At 67.7% G+C, this 20931-nt stretch carries 18 protein-coding genes; 3 read left to right on the top strand and 15 right to left on the bottom strand.

Annotated elements, in window-relative coordinates; all coding sequences use genetic code 11:
- Positions 1-35: 35 nt before the first annotated feature.
- Positions 36-1598, bottom strand: coding sequence for a glucose-6-phosphate isomerase (gene pgi / locus VPA02S_RS07355; protein WP_012746252.1), 1563 nt, complete (start codon positions 1596-1598; stop codon positions 36-38).
- Between the two features lie 2 nt (positions 1599-1600).
- Positions 1601-2557 (bottom strand): transaldolase, encoded by a 957-nt coding sequence (tal, locus tag VPA02S_RS07360; protein ID WP_012746251.1) that lies wholly within the window; start codon positions 2555-2557, stop codon positions 1601-1603.
- Between the two features lie 249 nt (positions 2558-2806).
- On the opposite strand from tal, the gene VPA02S_RS07365 reads away from it, so the two are divergent.
- On the top strand, positions 2807-3487 hold the full coding sequence (locus VPA02S_RS07365; RefSeq protein ID WP_012746250.1) for a lipocalin family protein: 681 nt from the start codon (positions 2807-2809) through the stop codon (positions 3485-3487).
- Here the strand turns inward: VPA02S_RS07365 and VPA02S_RS07370 are convergent.
- Genes VPA02S_RS07370 through VPA02S_RS07385 form a run of 4 tightly spaced genes read right to left on the bottom strand, consistent with a single transcriptional unit; the run spans position 3474 to position 8482 of the window.
- Positions 3474-4133: an HAD family hydrolase gene (locus tag VPA02S_RS07370; RefSeq protein WP_012746249.1), complete on the bottom strand. Its 660-nt coding sequence runs from the start codon at positions 4131-4133 to the stop codon at positions 3474-3476. The genes VPA02S_RS07365 and VPA02S_RS07370 overlap by 14 nt on opposite strands.
- 12 nt (positions 4134-4145) lie before the next feature.
- Positions 4146-5195 (bottom strand): ABC transporter ATP-binding protein, encoded by a 1050-nt coding sequence (locus VPA02S_RS07375; RefSeq protein WP_012746248.1) that lies wholly within the window; start codon positions 5193-5195, stop codon positions 4146-4148.
- Positions 5192-7468 (bottom strand): ABC transporter permease, encoded by a 2277-nt coding sequence (locus tag VPA02S_RS07380; protein WP_012746247.1) that lies wholly within the window; start codon positions 7466-7468, stop codon positions 5192-5194. The genes VPA02S_RS07375 and VPA02S_RS07380 overlap by 4 nt, the downstream gene beginning before the upstream one ends.
- Complete coding sequence (locus tag VPA02S_RS07385) at positions 7469-8482, bottom strand: ABC transporter substrate-binding protein (protein ID WP_012746246.1); 1014 nt, start codon at positions 8480-8482, stop codon at positions 7469-7471. It lies immediately after the preceding gene.
- A gap of 144 nt (positions 8483-8626) precedes the next feature.
- On the opposite strand from VPA02S_RS07385, the gene zwf reads away from it, so the two are divergent.
- Positions 8627-10093: a glucose-6-phosphate dehydrogenase gene (gene zwf, locus VPA02S_RS07390; RefSeq protein ID WP_012746245.1), complete on the top strand. Its 1467-nt coding sequence runs from the start codon at positions 8627-8629 to the stop codon at positions 10091-10093.
- Positions 10094-10103: 10 nt separating this feature from the next.
- On the opposite strand, the gene ygiD is transcribed toward zwf, so the two are convergent.
- The 8 genes from ygiD to VPA02S_RS07430 form a co-directional block, all read right to left on the bottom strand.
- On the bottom strand, positions 10104-11084 hold the full coding sequence (gene ygiD, locus VPA02S_RS07395) for a 4,5-DOPA-extradiol-dioxygenase (RefSeq protein ID WP_244883404.1): 981 nt from the start codon (positions 11082-11084) through the stop codon (positions 10104-10106).
- An 8-nt stretch (positions 11085-11092) separates the two neighbouring features.
- Positions 11093-12091: an ABC transporter ATP-binding protein gene (locus tag VPA02S_RS07400; protein ID WP_012746243.1), complete on the bottom strand. Its 999-nt coding sequence runs from the start codon at positions 12089-12091 to the stop codon at positions 11093-11095.
- On the bottom strand, positions 12088-13158 hold the full coding sequence (locus tag VPA02S_RS07405) for an ABC transporter ATP-binding protein (protein WP_012746242.1): 1071 nt from the start codon (positions 13156-13158) through the stop codon (positions 12088-12090). The genes VPA02S_RS07400 and VPA02S_RS07405 overlap by 4 nt, the downstream gene beginning before the upstream one ends.
- A 24-nt stretch (positions 13159-13182) precedes the next feature.
- On the bottom strand, positions 13183-14094 hold the full coding sequence (locus VPA02S_RS07410; protein WP_012746241.1) for an ABC transporter permease: 912 nt from the start codon (positions 14092-14094) through the stop codon (positions 13183-13185).
- 83 nt (positions 14095-14177) lie between these two features.
- Positions 14178-15764, bottom strand: coding sequence for an ABC transporter substrate-binding protein (locus VPA02S_RS07415; protein ID WP_012746240.1), 1587 nt, complete (start codon positions 15762-15764; stop codon positions 14178-14180).
- Positions 15765-15797: 33 nt separating this feature from the next.
- Positions 15798-17072, bottom strand: a complete 1275-nt coding sequence (locus VPA02S_RS07420; protein ID WP_012746239.1) for a M20 aminoacylase family protein — start codon at positions 17070-17072, stop codon at positions 15798-15800.
- Position 17073: 1 nt separating this feature from the next.
- A complete protein-coding gene (locus VPA02S_RS07425) occupies positions 17074-18054 on the bottom strand; it encodes an ABC transporter permease (RefSeq protein WP_012746238.1) in 981 nt (326 codons plus the stop codon).
- Between the two features lie 198 nt (positions 18055-18252).
- Complete coding sequence (locus VPA02S_RS07430) at positions 18253-19497, bottom strand: porin (protein WP_018903558.1); 1245 nt, start codon at positions 19495-19497, stop codon at positions 18253-18255.
- Positions 19498-19779: 282 nt separating this feature from the next.
- On the opposite strand from VPA02S_RS07430, the gene coq7 reads away from it, so the two are divergent.
- Positions 19780-20409, top strand: a complete 630-nt coding sequence (gene coq7 / locus VPA02S_RS07435) for a 2-polyprenyl-3-methyl-6-methoxy-1,4-benzoquinone monooxygenase (protein ID WP_018903559.1) — start codon at positions 19780-19782, stop codon at positions 20407-20409.
- 12 nt (positions 20410-20421) lie between these two features.
- Here the strand turns inward: coq7 and VPA02S_RS07440 are convergent, their stop codons facing one another.
- Complete coding sequence (locus tag VPA02S_RS07440; RefSeq protein WP_012746235.1) at positions 20422-20871, bottom strand: OsmC family protein; 450 nt, start codon at positions 20869-20871, stop codon at positions 20422-20424.
- Positions 20872-20931: the final 60 nt, after the last annotated feature.

Consider the following 20931-nt stretch of genomic DNA (forward strand, 5'->3'; position numbering starts at 1 on the left):
CCTGTCCGGGCGTGTTGCCCCGGCCTTTCAGCGGATCAGGCCTGCGCGCCGAGGCGTTTCAGGAGGCCGGCGGTCGAGGCGTCGAGCCCCATGATGTCGCCCGAGGCAAGGCGCGGCTCGATGTCCTTCGCGAGCACCTTGCCGAGTTCCACGCCCCACTGGTCGAAGCTGTTGATGCCCCACAGCGCGCCGCTGGTGAACACGCGGTGCTCGTACAGCGCGAGGAAGGCGCCCAGCGATTCGGGCGTGAGCTTCTCGAACACGAAGAAGCTGCTCGGCCGGTTGCCCGGGAAGTTCTTGTGGCCGCCCGCATCGAGCTTGCCGACCATCAGCGCCTGCGCCTGCGCGAGCGCATTGGCCAGCAGCTTGGGGTGGTGGCCGTCGAGGTCGTGCGCCGCATCGCGCACCGCCACGAATTCGAGCGGGATCACATCGGTGCCCTGGTGCAGCATCTGGAAGTAGGCATGCTGGCCGTTGGTGCCGGGCTCACCCCAGAGCACGGGCGAGGTGCCAAGGCCCGCGGGCAGCGGCGCGCCGCTCGCATCGACCTGCTTGCCGTTGCTTTCCATCTCGAGCTGCTGCAGGTAGGCCGGCAGGCGCTTCAGGGCGCTGTGGTAGGGCGCGATGCCGCGGCTCGTGAACTTGTGGAAGTTGCGGTACCAGACATCGAGCAGGCCGAGCCGCACCGGCAGGTTCTGCTCGAGCGGCGCGCTGCGGAAGTGCTCGTCCATCGCGTGCGCGCCCGCCAGCAGCCGGCGGAAACCGTCGGCGCCGATGGCCAGCGCAATCGGCAGTCCGATGGCCGACCACAGCGAATAGCGCCCGCCCACCCAGTCCCAGAAACCGAAGGTGGTGTCGATGCCGAATTGCTTCGCAGCCTCGACGTTGGTGGTGAGCGCGGCAAAGTGGCCGGCAATGTCGGTGCCGCCCGACTGCTCGTACCAGCGCCTGGCCGAAAGCGCGTTGGCCATGGTCTCGGCCGTGGTGAAGGTCTTGGACGCAATGAGGAACAGCGTGTGCTCGGGCGCCAGGCCCTGCAGCACGCCGGCCAGCTCGTGGCCGTCGACGTTGGAGACGAAGTGGAAGCGCTTGCCGGGCGCGGCGAACTCGGCCAGCGCCAGCACCGCCATCTGCGGCCCGAGGTCGGAGCCGCCGATGCCGATGTTGACCACGTCGGTGATCGTGTGGTCGGCGCGCACCTTCTCGGCATAGGCCAGCATCGCATCGAGCGTTTCGTGCACCTCGCGCAGCTTGTCGGCCGTCTTGCCCACCTTGGCATCGGCGGGGGCGCGCAGCAGCGTGTGCAGCACGGCGCGGTCCTCGGTGTTGTTGATGTGCTCGCCCGCGAACATCGCGTCGCGGTGCGCCTCGAGGCCGCACTCGCGGGCCAGCGCGAAGAGCAGTTCTTCCGTGCGCGCATCGATCAGGTTCTTCGACAGGTCGGCAAACAGGTACGGCGCCTCCTGGCTGAAGCGTTCGAAACGGCCGGCGTCGTCGACGAAGGCATGGCGCACGTCGAACTGGCGGCCCGCGGTCTCGAAGGCAGCCTGCAGTTGCGCCCAGGCGGGCGCGCGGTCGCAGCGTTGGGTCATGGCCATGCTTACTTGCCGCTTTCCTGCATGAGTTTCTCGAGCTTGACGGCGTCGGCCGCGAAGGCGCGGATGCCCTCGGCGAGCTTCTCGGTGGCCATGGCGTCTTCGTTGAGCGCGAAGCGGAAGCCGGCCTCGTCGTAGCTGACCTTGGCGACATCGCCGCCGGTTGCCGCCTTGGCATCGAGCGCATGCGCCAGCGGCTCGTTGCTCGCGGCCAGCTCGGCCAGCAGCTCGGGGCTGATGGTGAGCAGGTCGCAGCCGGCCAGGGCCCGAATCTGTCCCACATTGCGGAAGCTCGCGCCCATCACCTCGGTCTTGATGCCGTGCTGCTTGTAGTACTCGAAGATCTGGCGCACCGACTTGACGCCGGGGTCGTTCGCGCCCGCGCTGGCGGCCTCGTTCCACTGGGCGCCGGCCGACTTCTTGTACCAGTCGTAGATGCGGCCCACGAAGGGCGAGATGAGCTGCACGCCGGCTGCGCCGCAGGCCACCGCCTGCGCGAACGAGAACAGCAGCGTGAGGTTGGTGCGGATGCCCTTTTGCTCCAGGGTGCGCGCCGCCTCGATGCCCTCCCAGGTGGAGGCCACCTTGATCAGCAGGCGCTTCTCGGTGTCGATGCCCTCGGCCTTGTAGAGCGCCACGATGCGCTCGCCGCGCGCCACGGTGGCGGCCGTGTCGAACGAAAGGCGCGCATCGACTTCGGTCGACACGCGGCCCGGAATGATCGAGAGGATTTCAGTGCCGAAGCGCACCAGCAGCCGGTCGATGACCTCGTCGAGCGGCTTGCCCGCATGCTTGCTCACGGCTTCGTCGAGCAGCGGCCGGTACTCGGGCTTCTGCACCGCCTTCAGGATGAGCGACGGATTGGTGGTCGCGTCCTGCGGCCTGGAGATGGCAAGTTGCTTGAAGTCGCCGGTGTCGGCGACCACGGTGGTCCATTGGCGGAGAGCATCGAGTTGATTCATGGAGAAAGATTATCCAGTGCGGGTGATGACAAGTCCTGCACGCTGTTGCGCCGGGGCCGATGTTTTCATGCGCACCGTAGCACGGGTTTTCACCGCCCTGGATCAGCCTGCCGCCGACAGGGTTGTAAGGGCCGGCCGGCCGCGCTGCCCTACAGCGGCTGTGGTCCGCCGCTGACGGCGCGCCGCCCCGGCCCGGGACTAGGCTGGCCGTTTCCGATCGATGCTTCCGACCACAGGAGTGCCACGCCCATGCCCCTTCGCCATCGCTCCGCCGCGGCTGCCGCCGCCAGCCGCGCTCCGTCCTTCGATGACCGCCGCACCAGCCACGCCATCGGCACCCTGGCCACGGCCTTCGTGGTGGGCGGTGTCGCCACCTGGATCGCCATGGGCGCAGGACGCACCGGGCGAGCCCAGCTGCCCGGGCCGCCCGATGGCGCACCGCTCATGCGCGCGCCGCTGCAGGTGGTGGCGCCGGTCGACCTGCAGCGCTACGCCGGCATCTGGCACGAGCAGGCCCGCCTGCCCAACCGCTTCCAGAAGCAGTGCGCCGGTCCCGTGAGCGCCGAGTACACGCTCCAGCCCGATGGCACCATGCAGGTGCTCAACCGCTGCGTGCGGCCCGATGGCAATTTCGACGAGGCGGTGGGAACGGCCCGGGTGGTGCCGGTGGCGGGCCAGCCCGGCGCAGGCCGGCTCGAAGTGCGCTTTGCGCCCTCGTGGCTCAGCTGGCTGCCGATGGTCTGGGGCGACTACTGGATCCTGAAGCTCGACCGCGACTACCAGGTGGCGCTGGTCGGCACGCCCGACCGCCAGTACCTCTGGGTGCTTTCGCGCGCGCCGCGCCTGGAGGACGACGCGCTGCAGGCCGAGCTGGACTACGCCGCCAGCCTGGGCTTCGACACCTCCAAGGTGGTGCTCACCGGCCGATAGCCGGCGCAACCGGGCCAGCCGGCACAGCCGGCAGATGGCGCGCCAGTTGCGCCGCCAGCGCCGCGGGGTGCGTGCAGTGGATGGCCTGCCAGCCGAAGGCCCGCGCGGCCTCCACATTGGCGGCCGAGTCGTCGATGAACACCGTCTCGGCGGGCTCGAGCGCATGGCGCACCGCCAGCAGCTCGTAGATTTCGCGATCCGGCTTGATGAACTTCACGTCGCCCGAGAACACGCCGCCGTCGAAGCGCCGCATGAAGCCGTGCCGGCGTTCGACCGCGCGCGCGTAGGGCGCCGGCATGTTCGAGAGGTAGTACAGGCGCAGCGCCTCGCCGGCCTCGCGCCGCGCGAACAGCCCGTCGAGCAGTTCCGCGGTGGCGGCAATGGGCTCCAGGCGCTCCCCGAGCGTGCCGAGCATGGCGTCGAGCCGGTCCGCCGGCAGCGACAGCCGCCGGGCCATGCGCGCGATGGCCTCGTCCAGCGAGCGCATGCCGCAGTCGAAGCTCATCCAGTCGTCATGGTGGAAAAGCGCCCGGCCCAGCGCCGCCGCGGCGGCTTCGGTGGGGGCATGCTCGGGAAGATGGGTCTGCACCAGCCGGGTGGGCTCCCATGCCAGCAGCACGGCGCCAAGATCGAAAACCACGTTCATGGCGCCATTGTTTCACGCGGCGGGCACCACGCTCACGCCATGCGCCGCCAGCGACAGCGTGGCCTCGGCGCCCGCGGCCAGGGGACTCGACAGATCGGTCGACACCACGAAGACCGGCCCCAGCGGCGTGTCGAAGCCGTATTCGTAGAAGCTGCCGAGGTAGGCCGCCTTGCGCAGCGTGGCGGGCAGGCCCGCGGCCGTGCCGGCGGCACCGATCTCCCAGGCCTCGGGCCGCACCGCCACCTTCACCGCGCCGGGCGCCACCGCATGGCGCGGCTGCAGCCGCAGCGGGCCGAGCGCGACGCTGCCGTCGGCCTGTGCCGTGGCCGGGAACACCATCGCCTCGCCCATGAAGCCGGCCACGAACTCGCTCTCGGGCCGGGCATAGAGCTGCTCGGGCGTGCCGCGCTGGGCGATCACGCCGTGGTCCATCACGATGATCTGGTCGCTCACGGCCAGGGCCTCGCTCTGGTCGTGCGTGACGTAGGCCACCGTGAGCTTCAGGCGCTGCTGCAGCGCGCGGATCTCCTCGCGCATTTCGCGCCGCAGCCGGGCGTCGAGGTTGGACAGCGGCTCGTCGAACAGCAGCACCGCGGGCTCCAGCACCAGCGCGCGCGCCAGCGCCACGCGCTGCTGCTGGCCGCCAGAGAGTTCGCTCGGCAGCCGCTCGTCGAAGCCGACCAGCCCCACGCCCTTGAGCGCGCCGCGCGCGCGCAAGGCGGCCTCGTCCTTCTTCACGCCGCTCATGCGCAGGCCGTAGCCCACGTTCTCGATCACGTTCATGTGCGGGAACAGCGCGTAGCTCTGGAACATCATGCTCACGTTGCGCTCGGCCGGGCCCAGCGTGGTCACGTCGCGCCCGCCCATGAAGATCGAGCCGGAGCTGGCCGATTCGAGCCCCGCGATCATGCGCAGCGTGGTCGTCTTGCCGCAGCCCGAAGGCCCGAGGATGGTGGTGAGCGTGCCCGCCGGCACCTCGAAGCTGATGCCCTTGACCGCCAGCGGCCCGTTTTTGTCGGTGCCGTAGCGCTTGGTGACGTTGCGCAATTCGATGCCGTTCATGGTGTCGCCAGGCTTTCCATTTTGTGATGTCCTTGTTGCGGAGGCGCAGTGCCGCGCCGCCCCAGCCTGCGCTCGCCCACCACGAACTGCACCAGCGCAATCGCCAGCGACATCAGCACCATCAGCACCGTGCAGTAGGCCAGCGCAATGCCGTAGTCGCCGTTGCCCACGCGGCCGATGATGTAGGTGGTGGCCAGTTCGTTCTCGGCCGTGACCAGGAAGATCACCGCGCTCACCGTCGTCATGGCGCGCACGAAGCTGTAGACCAGCGCAGCCACCAGCGCGGGTTTCAGCAGCGGCAGCACCACCTTGAAGAGCGTCTGGGCCGTAGAGGCGCGCAGCATCAGGGAGGCTTCGTCGAGCGAGCGGTCCAGCTGCTTGAAGGCCGCCGTGCCGGCCCGCACGCCCACCGGCAGGTTCCGGAACATGAAGCACAGCACGATGATGAGCCCGGTGCCCGTGAGCTCGAACGGCGGCACGTTGAAGGCCAGGATGTAGCTCACGCCGAGCACCGTGCCCGGAATGGCAAAGGCCAGCAGCGCGCCAAACTCGAAGACGCCCTGCCCCTTGAACTCGTTGCGCGCGAGCAGCCAGGCAATCAGCAGGCCCAGCGCGGCCGTGATGGGCGCGGAGATGCCCGCGAGCTTGAGCGTGGTGAGCAGCGAATTCCACGCGGTGCCGGCCCACACCAGGCCGAACTGGCCCCATTCGAGCGCGAACGCATTCTTGAAATGATCGAGCGTGAAGCTGTAGTCGCGCCCCCAGGTCTGCACGAAGCCGCCCGCAAAGGCGAACAGGTAGACCACCGCGGTGAACGCGATCCACGGCAGCGCGATGCACTGGATGGTGCGCCGCACGCCGTCCGGCAGCGCCATCGCAATGCCCGCGTCGCCCTTGCCGCTCACGGTGGTGTAGTTCTGCCGGCCGAGCACGCCGCGCTGCAGCGCGAACACGCCGAGCGCAAAGACCGTGAGCACCCACGCCAGTGAGGCCGCGCGTCCCTGGTCGTACTGCGCACCGACGATGGCAAAGAAGATGTCGGTCGACAGCACCGAGAACTGCCCGCCCACCACCACCGGGTTGCCGAAGTCCGCAATGCTCTCGATGAAGCCGACCAGGAAGGCATTGGCCAGCCCGGGCTTCAAAAGCGGCAGCGTGATGGTGAAGAAGGTGCGGCGGCGGTCGGCGCGCAGCATCTGCGCCGCCTCTTCCAGGCTGGGCGCAATGCCCTGCACCACCCCGCGCATGATCATGAAGGCGATGGGCGTGAAGGCGAAGAGCTGCGCCACCAGCACGCCCGGCATGCCGTAGAACCAGCGTGTCGGCTCGATGCCGAACGCGCTCTCGAGCAGCTGGTTGACGATGCCCGCGCGGCCGAACAGCAGGATCAGCCCGAGCCCCACCACGAAGGGCGGCGTGATGATCGGCAGCAGCGCGAGCACCCGCAGCGCGCCCTGGCCGCGCTTGCTGCCGCGCTCGGCCATCAAGGCCATCAGGGTGCCGAGGAAGGTGGTGCCGGCGGCCGTCAGCAGCGCCAGCACGAGCGTGTTCCAGGCCACGCCGCAGCGCACGCCGCCCGCCAGGCAGCCCACGCCCCAGATGCGTTCGGCGAACACGCGCGCGGCAAAGGCCGTGATCGACCAGCGGCCGTCTTCGTCGAGGAAGGCACCCGCGAGCGCCTTGCTCACCGGATAGGCGATGAACAGCGCCATCAGCACCCCGCAGCCGATGACCGCGGCCGCCACGAACAGGTCGCCCTTGAAGAGCCCGAGCCGCGCAATGCCGAAGGCCGCCAGCATCGCGAGCGCCGCGAGCGCCACGGCGCCGCCCGCGCCGATGCCGAACTGGTTGATCGCAAGTTCGCCGAACTGCGTGTTGAGCGCTTCGAAGCTCCAGCCGCGCGCGCCGATGGCGAAGCCGGTGATCGCCAGGCCCAAGGCACCGATGGCGCCGCCCGCCAGCAGGCAGCGCCCCTGCGCGCGGCCGGCCGGCCGCCAGGCGCCGATGGCGCACATCGCCAGGCCTGCAAGCCCGATGAAGAGCCAGCCGCGTCCCTGCGTGAGTGCCTGCATCAGGCCGTTGGCACCCTCGGCCCGGCCGAAGACCTGCGGAACGGCTTCGTACCAGGTGGCGTCCTGGATCGCATACCAGGGCAGCAGCAGGTAGGCCGCAAAACCCAGCGCCACCCACGCCCGGATCCAGCGCTGCGCCCGCCGGGCGGCGGCCACCGACGCCGGATTGGCCGGCGCGCCGCCGATGGAAGGGGCTTGCACTTAGCGCGGCAGCGAATTGACGTCTTTTTCCCAGCGCGCGATCAGGCGCCGGCGCTCGGCGCTGGCACCGTACTTCGCATAGTCGTAGTTGATGAACCTGATCTTCTTGAAGTCGGGGATGCGCGGGTCGAGCTTGGCATTCGCGTTGCTCGGCAGCTGGAACTGCTTGTTGGCGGCACCGAGTTCCTGCGCGCCGGGCGTGAGCGCCCATTCATAGAACTTCTTCGCGGCCTCGAGGTTGCGGGCGCCCTTGATGATGCTCATGGAGCCGATCTCGGCGCCGGTGCCGTCGCTGGGCGTGATGGTCTCGACCGGGAAGCCCTGCATCTTCTCGCCCGGGCCGTCGTGCACGAAGCTGATCGACACGGCCGTCTCGCCGCGCGCCACCGCCTTGATCGGGCCCGTGCCCGAGCGGGTGTACTGGCCCACGTTCCGGTGCAGCGCCTTCAGGTAGTCGAAGGCCTTGTCCTCGCCCATCAGCTGCACCAGCGTGGCGATCATGGTGTAGGCCGTGCCGCTCGATGCGGGGTTGGCCACCTGGATATCGCCCTTGTATTCGGGCTTGAGCAGGTCGGCCCAGGTCTTGGGCACCGGCAGCTTCTTCTTGGCGAGCAGCTCGGGGTTGTAGCCGAAGCCCAGCGGGCCGGAGTAGATGCCCACGGTCCTGTAGCCCGACTGCCTGGCCTGCTGCTGGGCCCAGGGGTGCAGATGCGCGAGCGTGGGCGACTTGTATTCGAGCGTCAGGCCCTGCTCGGCCGCCTGCAGGTGCGGGTCTCCGGTGCCGCCGAACCAGATGTCGGTCTTGGGGTTGTCCTTCTCGGCGATGAGCTGGGCCAGCGCTTCGCCCGAGCCCTTGAGCGACATGTTGATGCGGGTACCCGTGGTGCGTGCATACACGGTGGCGATCACGTTGCACCATTCGGCCTGGACCGAGCAGATCACGTTGACCGTGCCCTGCGCCGACGCGGCGGCCGACAAACCCACCAAGGCCGCTGCAGTAAAAAGCTTCTTCATGTGAAAACCTCGCCTCCAAAACAAAAATAGGCCTCCCGGCCGGGGTTGAGCGTAGCTTTCGTACAGGTTTCATGAATTGGTACAAGTACCATTCGGTTGAACCGGAGAGCCCACTCGGCACCAAGACAAAAGGAAATTCGACTCATGAGCTTCGATCTCGTTCTGTTCGGCGGCACTGGCGATCTCGCATGGCGCAAGCTGATGCCCGCGCTGTTCCAGGCCTTCAGGCATGGCAGCCTCCCGAAAGACGGACGCATCGTCGGCGTGGCCCGCGACGACCTCTCGGACGACCAGTACCGCGAACTGATCCAGTCGCGCTTCAATGCCGTCGAAGGCGCCAAGCGCCCTTCGGCCGAGGAGTTCGAGAAGTTCGCCTCGCTGCTGCACTACCTGCGCATGGACCTGTCCAAGCCGGCCGACTACGCACGCCTTTCCGACCTGCTCAAGCAGCGCAATGCCGACACGGTGGTGATGTACGTGGCCACGGCGCCCGCGCTCTTCACGCAGGTGGTCGAGCAGATCGCCGCAGCCGGCCTGAACGGCCCGTCGACCCGCGTGGTGCTCGAAAAGCCGCTGGGCCATGACCTGGCGTCCAACCGCGCGATCAATGCCGCGGTGTGCAAGGTGCTCGACGAGAAGCAGGTCTTCCGCATCGACCACTACCTGGGCAAGCCCTCGGTGCAGAACCTGTTCGCCATGCGCTTCGGCAATGCGCTGTTCGAGCCCATCTGGCGCCGCGAGCACATTGCCAACATCCAGATCACCATCGCCGAGGACCTGGGCGTCGAAAAGCGCGGCGCCTTCTACGACCAGACCGGCGCGCTGCGCGACATGGTGCAGAACCATGCGCTGCAGCTGGTCTGCGCGATCGGCATGGAGCCGCCGATCAACTCGCATGCCGACGCCATCCGCGACGAGAAGCTCAAGGTGCTGCGCGCGCTCAAGCCCTGGACGCCCGAGACACTGGGGCTGCATGCCATTCGCGGCCAGTACACCGCCGGCACGGCGTACGGCGAACGCGTGCCGGGCTACAAGGACGAGCCCGGCGTCGACCCCGAAAGCCGCACCGAGACCTTCGTGGCGCTGCGCACGGAAATCGCCAACTGGCGCTGGGCCGGCGTGCCGCTGTACATCCGCACCGGCAAGCGGCTGGCCTCGCGCGACGCGCGCATCGAGGTCAACTTCAGGCCCACGCCGCATGCGATCTACCGCGCACCGGCCGGCGCCGTCAACAAGCTGGTGATCAACCTCCAGCCCCGCGACGGCCTGGAGCTGCACATGCTCGCGCAGGCGCAGGACAACCGCCGCAGCAACGGCCACCAGAGCGCCGCGCAGCTCGCGCCGGTGCAGCTGGACCTCGACTTCGACAAGCGCTTCGGCGCCGAGCGCGTGGGCGCCTACGAACGGCTGCTGCTCGACGTGATCGACGGCCGCCTGAACCTGTTCGTGCGCAGCGACGAGCAGGAAGAAGCCTGGCGCTGGGTCGAACCGCTGATCGACAGCTGGGCATCGGACGGCGGGCCGCGCCCCTACGCCGCGGGCACCTGGGGGCCGAGCGCCTCGAGCGCGATGATTGCGCGCGACGGCTTCTCGTGGAGCGAGGAACAGTAGGCCGGCGCGCTCAGCCGAACTGGATGCAGCGCATGCTCAGCGTGCCCGACTGGAATCCCTCGTAGACCGTTTTCGCGCGCTCGCCCGTTCCCGCGGCGCCGAGCGCGTAGAGAAACGGAAAGTAGTGGTCCGGCGTGGCCACCGCGGTCGAGGCGCCCGCCAGCCTTTCATAGCCGACCAGCGCGCGGTCGTCCCGCCCCGCGAGCGCGGCCTTCACCGCGTCGTCGAACGATTGCGCCCAGGGCCGGCTGGCCACGGGCCCGTCGGGCGTGCCGCGGTCGGTGGCCCGCAGGTTGTGCACCAGGTTGCCGCTTCCCATCACGAGCACGCCCATGCTCCGCAACACCGCCAGGTCGCGGCCGACCGCGTAGTGGAAGGCGGCCGGCTGGTCGTAGTCGATGCTGAGCTGGAAGACCGGGATGTCGGCCTTCGGATAGAGGTGCTTCAGCACCGTCCATGTTCCATGGTCCAGGCCCCACTGCTGGGTGCCGACCACCGCGGCCTGCTTCACCGTGCCGATGGCCTCGCGCGCGAGCGCGGGATGGCCCGGCGCCGGGTACTCGATGTCGAACAGCGCCTGCGGAAAGCCGCCGAAGTCGTGGATCGTCTTCGGCCGCTCCTGCATTCCGACGCCGGTGGCGCCGCGGCTCAGCCAGTGGGCCGAAACGCTCAGGATGGCCGAGGGCCGCGGCAGCTCCCCGCCCCAGGCGGCCAGCCGGCGCGTGAAGGCGTTGTCGGCCAGCGCATTCATCGGCGAGCCGTGGCCGATGAAGATGACCGGCATCCGCTGCGACGCGGCCGCGGCCGCGGCGTGCGACAGCGAACAAAGCGTAGCCAGCGTCGAGGTCGCCGCCAGCGCCGAACCCATGAGAAAGCCGCGGCGGCCCAGCGCCGACGGGATCGCCGGGCTGCCGCCGGTGCCTGTGTTCTTCTTCATGGTCATGGCCGCACTCTGCGCCGCCTTGGCGCGCATGTCGGTGCGTTTACGCACGCTTCCAGCTAGATGCGGCCTTCTTCGGCCGCGTGGCAGGCCACCTGCACGCCCCGGATGTTCAGCAGCTTCGGCCGCTCGGCCGAGCAGCGCGCATTCGCATGCGGGCAGCGCGGATGGAACGCGCAGCCGGTCGGCGGGTTCAGCGGGTTCGGCACCTCGCCCTGCACCGGCGTGCGCGCGCGGCCGGTGTGCTTCATCTGCGGAATCGCGTCGAGCAGCATGCGCGTGTAGGGATGCTGCGGCTCGGCGAAGAGCTTCTGCTTGTCCGCCACCTCGACCAGCCGGCCCAGGTACATCACGCCGACCTGGTCGGCCACGTGCCGCACCACCGCCAGGTTGTGCGAGATGAAGAGGTAGGTCAGGCCCTGCTGGCGCTGCAGGTCCTTCATGATGTTGAGCACCTGCGCCTGCACGCTGACGTCGAGCGCCGAGGTGGGCTCGTCGCACACCAGGAACTCGGGCTCGGTGGCGAGCGCGCGTGCAATGGAGATGCGCTGGCGCTGGCCGCCCGAGAACTGGTGCGGGTACTTGCTCATGTCCAGCGGCGAGAGGCCGACCGACTTGAGCAGCTCGCCCACGCGCTCGCGCAGCTCGGCCTTGCCGCGGAGGATGCCGTGCTCGCGCAGCGGCTCGCCGACGATGTCTTCGACGATCCAGCGCGGGTTCAGGCTCGCGTACGGGTCCTGGAAGATCATCTGGATGCGCCGGCGCAGCTTGCGGCCTTCGGGGGTCTTGAACGCGGCATGCGCGTCCTGCCCGTCGAACTGCAGGCCGCCGCGCGTGGGGGCGTACAGGCCGACCAAGAGGCGCGCCACGGTGCTCTTGCCGCAGCCCGATTCGCCCACCAGCGCCAGCGTCTTGCCGCGCTCGATCGAAAAGCTCACGCCGTCCACCGCATGCAGCAGCACGCGCGGCTTGCGTTCGAGCACGCGGTTGAGCCATGGCGGCGAAACGTCGAAGGTGCGCGCGAGGTCGTGCGCCACCACCAGCGGTGCGGCGCTCATCGGCTCACCTCCGCAAGCGGTGCGGCCGCATCGGGCACGGCGCGCTCGCCGGCCAGCTGCGCATCGTGGTGCCGGGCCGCCAGCTCGGCCTGGCCCTTGTGCGGATCGGTGGCATCGTGCAGCCAGCATGCGGCGCGCGTGGCGCCGGCGTGCATGAGCTCGGGCCGCTCGGTGAGGCAGCGCGCAAACGTGCGCGGACAGCGCGGGTTATAGGCACAGCCCTCGGGAATGGCATTGAGCCGCGGCATCGCGCCGTCGATCTGGTTGAGCCGTTCGCGGTCGCTCGCCATGTCGGGAATCGAGGCCATCAGGCCCGAGGTGTAGGGATGCGCCGGCTGGTGGATCACTTCGTGCACCGGACCGATCTCGGCGATGCGGCCCGCATACATCACGGCCACGCGGTCGCAGGTTTCGGCGATCACGCCCATGTCGTGCGTGATCAGCATCACGGCGGCGCCGTGCTCCTTGCAGATGCGCTTGAGCAGCTGGATGATCTGCGCCTGGATCGACACGTCCAGCGCCGTGGTCGGCTCGTCGGCCACGATGAGCTTGGGCTCGGCCGCCAGCGCAAGGGCAATCACCACGCGCTGGCGCATGCCGCCCGAGAACTGGTGCGGGAAGTGGTCGATGCGCTGCTCGGCGGCCGGAATGCCGGTGTCCTGCAGCAGGCCGATGGCGCGGCGCCGCGCCTCGGCCTCGGTCACCGGCAGGTGGGTGCGGATGGTTTCCACCAGCTGCCGGCCGACGGTGTAGAGCGGGTTCAGCGAGGTCAGCGGGTCCTGGAAGATCGCGCCGATCTTGCGCCCGCGGATGGGCCGCATCGCATCGAAGCCGAGGTTGTCGATGCGCTGGCCTTCGAGCAGGATTTCCCCGCTGGCCACGCGGCCCGGCGGCTCGAGCAGTCCGATGATGGCCGCGCCCGTGAGCGACTTGCCGGCGCCCGACTCGCCCACCACGCCCAGGATTTCGCCGGGCGCGATGTCGAATGAAATTCCGTCGAGCGCGCGCAGCGTGCCGCGCCGGTGCGGGAACTCGACCACAAGGTTCTTGACCTGGAGCAGCGTCATGGTGGCGTTGTCCTTTTTTCCATCTCAGCGCAGGCGCGGGTTCAGTGCGTCGCGCAGCCAGTCGCCCAACAGGTTCACGCTGAGCGCGATCAGCACCAGCATCAGGCCCGGGAACACGGTGATCCACCACTCGCCCGAGAACAGGTACTGGTTGCCGATGCTGATCAGCGTGCCCAGCGAAGGAGAAGTCGGCGGCACGCCGACGCCGAGGAACGACAAGGTCGCCTCGGTGATGATCGCAGTGGCGACCTGGATGGTGGCCAGCACCATCACCGGCCCCATCACGTTGGGCAGCACGTGGCGCAGCATGATGCGCAGCGGCGCCACGCCGGTCACGCGCGCGGCCTGCACGTATTCCTTGTTGCGCTCCACCAGCGTGGAGCCGCGCACCGTGCGCGCGTACTGCACCCAGCCGGTCAGCGAGATTGAAATGATGAGCACGCCGAAGGCCAGCGACTCATGCGCATTGGGAAACAGCGCACGGCCGACGCCCGCAATCAGCAGCGCCACGAGGATCGGCGGAAACGACAGCATCACGTCGCACAGGCGCATGAGGAAGGAATCGAGCCAGCCGCCGAGGAAGCCGGCCAGGAGGCCGAGCACCACGCCCACGGTGATCGACAGCGCCACCGACACCACGCCGACGATCAGCGAGATGCGTGCGCCGTAGATCACGGCCGAAAGGATGTCGCGGCCCTGGTCGTCGGTGCCCAGCAGGTACTTGGAAGAGCCTTCGGCGCTCCATGCCGGCGGCAGGCGCGCATCGCCGAGCTCGAGCGTCGCCAGGTCGAAGGGGTTGTGCGGCGACACCCATCCGGCAAAGACCGCGCAGAACACGCAGGCCAGTGCAATGAGCGCCGCCGCCATGGCCACGGGCGAGGTGCGAAAGCTGTAGCCGACGTCGCTGTCGAGCCAGCGGGCGAATGTTTTTTTCATCGTGAGGCAAAAAGGATGGGCCCGCAAGAAGCGGGCCCAGGATCGAGCCGCTCAGGCCGCCCGCCGGCGGGCGGCCCGCAGTATTACGGCTTGATGCTCATCCACTTGAAGGGCATGTAGTTGTCCGCCATCTGCGTGAGCGCCACCTTCTTGCTCACGCCCCAGGCCAGCGTCTGCTGGTGCAGCGGCAGGTGGCCGACGTCGGCGGTGTGCAGGTCGAAGGCTTCCTTGATCATCGCGTCGCGCTTGGGCTTGTCGGTTTCCGACTGGATCTTCTTGGTCAGCTCGTCGACCTTGGGATTGCAGTAGGCGCCCAGGTTGAACTGGCCGGCGCCGGTCTTGTCGTCGGGGCAGGCCATCAGTGCCGTGAGCGCGTTGTGCGAGTCGTAGGTGGTGGGCGTCCAGCCCAGCATGTAGAAGCTGGTGTCGCGGCGCAGCACCTTCGGGAAGTAGGTGCCCTTGGTCTCGGCCGCGAGGTTGATCTTGACGCCGATCTTCGCCAGGTTGGAGGCCACGCTCTGGCAGATCTGGCCGTCGTTCACGTAGCGGTCGTTCGGGCAGTTCATCGTCACTTCGAAGCCGTTCGGATAGCCGGCTTCGGCCAGCAGCTTCTTGGCGGCCTCGACGTCGTAGGGCAGGCGCTTGTCCTGCGCTTCGTTCCAGCCGTTGATGCCGGGGCCGACCATCAGCGCGGTGGGGCGCGAGGCGCCGCGCATCACCGTGCGCTGGATGCCGGCGATGTCGATGGCCTGGTAGAAGGCCTGGCGCACGCGCTTGTCCTTGAACGGGTTCTTGCCCTTGACGCTGGAGTACAGCAGCTCGTCGCGCTTCTGGTCCATGCCCAGGAAGATGGTGCGCAGCTCGGGGCCGGAGATGACGCGTGCCGTCGGGCTGGCGTTGACGCGCGCGATGTCCTGCACGGGCACCGGCTCCATGACGTCGACCTCGCCGGAGATCAGCGCGGCGACGCGCGTGGCCGGGTTGGCGATCGGCGTGAAGATGATCTCCTGCGCGTTGCCTTCGATCTTGCCCCAGTAGGTCGGGTTGCGCGTGAAGACGGTGCGCACGTTAGGCTGGCGCTCGCGCACGCGGAACGGGCCGGTGCCGTTGGCCTTGAACGAGGCGGTGTTCTCGATGCCCTTGCGCCGGTCGACTGGCGTGACGGCCTTGTTCTCCTCGCACCACTTCTTGCTCATGATCATGAGCTGCGTGATGACGTCGGGAAGAATGGGGAACGGGCCCTTGGTCTCGATCTCGATGGTGTGCGCGTCGACCTTGCGCACTTCCTTGATGTCGGTGGTGTTGGACTTCATGTCCGAGCCGTCGCCCGAGGCGCGCGCGAAGCTGAAGAGCACGTCGTCGGCCGTGAAGGGCGTGCCGTCGTGGAACTGGACGTTCTTGCGCAGTTCGAAGCGCCACACGGTGGGCGAGGTCTGTTTCCAGCTGGTCGCCAGCAGCGGCGCAACGCTCAGGTCCTTGTTGCGCCCGACCAGCGTTTCATAGACGTTGGCGGTGGTGCTCAGCTGCAGCGACTCATTGAGCGAGTGCGGATCGAGCGACAGCGCGTCCCCCTGGTTCGCCACGCGGATGGTCTGCGCGCCGGCCACCAGGCTGGCGGTGCCCAGCACGCACAAAACTGCGACCGCGGCCGCCTTCTTCTGAAAACTCATGGAAACACTCCTCGGGTTGGAATCTGAAGTACATCAAGGCGTCGCGGTAGCGGCGTCTTTCACGGGCTGCTGGCTGCGGGTGGCAGCCAGCGGCATGCCCTGCTCGATCAGCCCCGCATGCAATGCGGCGCCAAGCGGCAGGATCTCGTCGTTGAAGTCGTAGCGGCTGTTGTGCAGGAAGGCGCCGCACTTGGCATCCTGGCCGATGCGCAGGTAGGCGCCGGCCTTTTTCTGCAGCATGAAGGAGAAGTCCTCGGCGCCCATGCTGGGCTCCATGCTGCGCTCGACATTGGAAGCGCCCACCAGCGACTCGGCCACGTCGGCCGCGAACATCGCCTCCGGTGCGGTGTTGATGGTGGCCGGGTAGATGCGCTCGTACCTGATGGTGGCGGTGGCGCCGAAGCCCGCGGCCACGGCCGTGCAGAGCTCGGTCAGGCGCTGCTCGACCTGCGCCTGCACGCGCGCGCTGAAGGTGCGCACGGTGCCCACCAGCGTGGCCTCGCCCGGGATCACGCTCATCGCGCCCAGGTCGCCTGCCTGCACCGCGCAGATGCTGACCACCGCCGCATCGATCGGCCGCACGCTGCGCGACACGATGGTCTGCGCGGCCGTGATGATGTGCGCGGCGACCACCACGGGGTCGATGGTCTGGTAGGCGTGGGCGCCGTGGCCGCCCTTGCCCTTGATCTCGATCGTGACGCGGTCGGCCGCGGCCATCATGGCACCGCGGTTGATGCCCACGGTGCCCGCGGGCATGGCTGGCCAGTTGTGCATGGCATAGACCGCGTCGACGGGAAAGCGGTCGAACAGGCCGTCCTCGATCATCACGCGCGCGCCGGCAAAGCCTTCTTCGCCAGGCTGGAAGATCAGCACCGCGGTGCCGTCGAAGCTGCGGGTCTCGGCCAGGTAGCGCGCCGCGCCGACCAGCATGGCCGTGTGGCCGTCATGCCCGCAGCCGTGCATCAGGCCGTCGTTGGCGGAGCGCCAGCCGAAGTCGTTGTCCTCGCGCATGGGCAGCGCATCCATGTCGGCGCGCAGGCCGATCATCCGGCCGCTCGCCGTGGAGCGGCCGCGGATGACGCCCACCACGCCGGTCTTGCCGATGCCCTCGTGGATCTCGTCCACGCCGCAGGCACGCAGCGCTTCCCGCACGCGGCCGGCCGTGTAGACCTCTTCGAAGCCGAGCTCGGGGTGGGCGTGCAGGTCGCGGCGAAAGGCCGTGATCTCCGGATAGAAGCTCGCAATGTGCGCAAACGCCCTGCCCGAGGCCCGCAGTCGCGGTGCTGCAGCTGCTGCGACAACCGTCATTTCAATGTCCTCCCGCCTTGCCCACGCGCAGCCGCGGATCGACCACGAAGTACAGCAGGTCGACCACCAGGTTGATCACCACGAAGATCAAGGCAATGAGGCACAGGTAGGCCGCCATCACCGGCACGTCGGCAAAGGTCACGGCCTGGATGAACAGGAGCCCCATGCCGGGCCACTGGAACACCGACTCGGTGATGATGGCAAAGGCGATGAGGCCGCCGAGCTGCAGGCCCGTGATGGTCATCACCGGCACCAGCGTGTTCTTGAGCGCATGGCCAAAATGAATGGCGCGGTTCGTGAGGCCCCGGGCGCGCGCAAACTTGATGTAGTCGGTGCGCAGGACCTCGAGCATCTCGGCGCGCACCAGCCGCATGATCAGGGTCAGCTGGAAGATCGCGAGCGTGACGGCCGGCAGGATGATGTGATGCCATCCGTCGGCCCGGAACAGGCCGCTGCTCCACCAGCCGAACTGCACGGTCTCGCCGCGCCCGAAGCTCGGGAACCAGCCCAGCATCACCGCAAACACCAGGATCAGCAGGATGCCGATCAGGAAGGTGGGCAGGGACACGCCGAGCAGCGACACGGTCATGAACACCTGGCTCAGGAAAGTGCCGCGGCGCAGCGCGGTATACACGCCCATCGGAATGCCGATGAACAGCGCCAGCACGGCCGCCACCAGCGCGAGCTCGAGCGTGGCCGGAAAGCGCTCGCCGATGAGGCGCGAGACCTTCGCGCCCTGGCGCAGGCTCAGGCCGAACTCGCCCTGGGCCGCGTTGACGAGAAAGTGCCAGAACTGCACGAAGAAGGGCTGGTCGAGCCCCAATGCGGCGCGCAGCTCGCGGATCTGCTCGGGCTTGGCATCCTGGCCCAGCAGAAAGACGACGGGGTCGCCCACATATTGGAAGAGAAGAAAGGCGATGAACGCGACCGCGATCATGACGATCACGGCCTGGATCAGGCGGCGCAGGACGAAAGCAATCATTCAGCAAACAATGTGAACAGGCATGCTAGCAGTGCAAGGTGCGTGCCCGCACGGTGGTTCCCCGGGGGTGCACGCGGATGGTGCGCTTCGGATGCACCCATGCAACATCGGCGAAGCGCCCAATGAAAAAAGCCACTCGACTTTCGTCGAGTGGCTTTTGAGTCTTTCGATTCAAAGCTGGCTTAAGCCAGCCTCGAATTAGAAAGCGTGACGGATACCGAAGTCGTAGCCGGTCGAGGTCTTCGGGGTGAAGACGCCGTTGGCGATGAAAGCCGGGCCGCCGACGGTCAGGGCTGCACCGTTCTTGTTGCTCACGCGAGCGATCGTTGCGTACAGAGCCGTGCGCTTCGACAGGTTGTGCACGTAGCCCAGAGCCAGCTTGTTGGCCTTCGGATCTTCGACGGCAGGAGCGAACAACACTGCAGGAGCGTTGAAGTCATACTTGACGTGCGAGTACGAAGCGCGGATCAGGCCAGCACCGACCGGCACGGTCACGCCGAGCAGGTAGCCGGTGAGGTCCACGTCAGGACGGCCGCCGAGGAACGGTTCGACTTCGTAGTCGATCTTGTTCTTGGCCTTCGACAGTTCACCGAAGAGCTTCACGGGACCGAAGTCATACGAAGCGCCGAGGTTCAGCGTGTTGACCTTGGTGGTCGTGCCAACGTAGTAGTTGTCGCCCACGGTGCTGCTGCCGTAAGAAACCGCAACGTCCAGAGGACCGTTGGCGTAGCCGAAGCGGCCACCAACGTAACGGCCTTGGCGCGAAGCGTTCAGCGTAGCCGGCGTAGCGGTGCCCGGGCTGTACTTGTTCTTCTCGCTGAAAGCGTACTGCACTTGGCCGTAGAAACCACCCAGGTTCGGCGGCAGGAAGTAGCCGATGCTGTTGCTGGCGCGAACGTAGTTGCTGCTGCCAACGTTGGTGAACGGAGCCGTTGCAGCTGCGGGGGTGCCGAAGGTGCCGAAGGCGTCGTTAGCGGTGTTGATCAGGTTGGAGCCAACGCCGTTGGTGCCGAACGGATCGAACACGGTGTCGTTCCAGAAGGTCGGGGTGTAGTCACGGCCGAGGCGGACTTCACCGAAACCACCCGACAGGCTCACGGTCGAGCGACGAGCGAAGGTAGCAATACCTTGCTGGCCGTCGTCGTTGGAGATCGGGGCTTCGAGCCAGAAGCTGGCAGCCAGGCCGCCACCGAGGTCTTCCGTACCACGGAAGCCGATACGGCTGGAGTTGTAGCCCGAGTTAGCCAGTGTACGACGGCTGACCTTGACGCTGCCTTGGTTCAGGTAGAACGGGTTCAGGAACGTGGCACCGTTCAGGTCACGCGAGGTGCTCGAATAGCCGCTGATCGACGCGTCGACCACGCCGAACAGCGTGACGGACGACTGAGCCGAGGCAACACCGGCAACAGCCAGGGCAGCCAGAGCAACTAGAGATTTTTTCATTGCAAGTTTCTCCAAGGTTAAACATAGGGCTCCGGTGCGAAGGGCTCACCGTGACTGGCACTTTTGTGCTCCCACCGGACCCCGGGCCAACCTCCTTTTGGGAAGTTGATGCTATTGCACCAGAGCCGCTGCGGCAGGGCAAAACAAATCGCCCGAAATCTCCAGCGGCCCACGCGTTTCGTTGCAGTCCTGCAACAAAGGACTTTGGCGCGCTCACAAACCACCATATGAAATGAAGCAACTGTTTCGCGCTGCTCTTTCCGCATACGTTCAAATACGGGCATGACTTCCACGCTCGACCCCGTCCTGACTGCGGCTGATGCGGCATTGCGCACCCTTTTTGCCCGGCCCCATGCAACAAGGGCCGCGCCCGCGCCGGCCCAGGCGCCGGGCGAGATGACCGATTCGGAGCGGCGCGAGGCCGGGGCATTGATGCGGGTGAACCACGTGGGCGAGGTTTGCGCCCAGGCGCTCTACACCGCGCAGGCCGCGGTGGCGCGCGACCCGGTCCTGCGGGCCCGCCTGCTCGAGGCCTCGCACGAAGAAACCGATCACCTGGCCTGGACGCGCCAGCGGCTGGACGAACTCGGCGCCCGGCCTTCCGTGCTGAACCCGCTCTGGTATGCGGGCGCTTTCGGCCTAGGCCTGGTGGCGGGGCGCCTGGGGGACCCGCTGAGCCTCGGGTTCGTCGCAGAAACCGAACGCCAGGTGGAAGCCCACCTGGAGAGCCATCTCGGCCGCCTGCCGGCCGCCGACAGTGCCTCCAGGGCCGTGGTCGAGCAGATGAAGATCGACGAAGCGCAGCACGCCGCGCAAGCCATCGATGCCGGCGCGGCGGAACTGCCGGCCCCGGCCAAGGCCCTGATGCGGCTCGCCTCCCGCGTGATGACCACGGTGGCGCACCGGATCTGAGGCCTCGCGGACTCAGGTTTCGATCAGGTCGAAGCTGGTGGTGATCTCGGCGGTCTTCGCGAGCATGATGCTGGCCGAGCAGTAGGTTTCGTGGCTCAGGGCAATCGCACGCTCGACGGCGGCCGCAGGAATGCCCTTGCCCGCCACCGTGAAATGCATGTGGATCTTGGTGAAGACCTTGGGATCCTTTTCCGCGCGCTCGCTGGTCAGCTTGACGCTGCAGCGCTCGACGCGGTGGCGGCCCCGCTTCAGGATCAGCACCACGTCATAGGCAGTGCAGCCACCCGTGCCCGCAAGCACGGTTTCCATGGGCCGGGCCGCCAGGTTCTGGCCGCCGTTCTCGGGTTTGGCGGCATCGGGCGCGCCGTCCATCATCAGGACATGGCCGCTGCCGGTTTCGGCCACGAAACCCATGGCCGATCGCGTTCCGGCATCGCCGGTCCAACTTACTGTGCATTCCATCTGTTCAGATCCATTCAGGGATGTTCAGCAAAAAATCACGCCGACATCCGTTGGTATGTG

Source organism: Variovorax paradoxus NBRC 15149, from assembly GCF_001591365.1.
GTDB classification, from domain to species: Bacteria; Pseudomonadota; Gammaproteobacteria; order Burkholderiales; family Burkholderiaceae_C; genus Variovorax; species Variovorax paradoxus.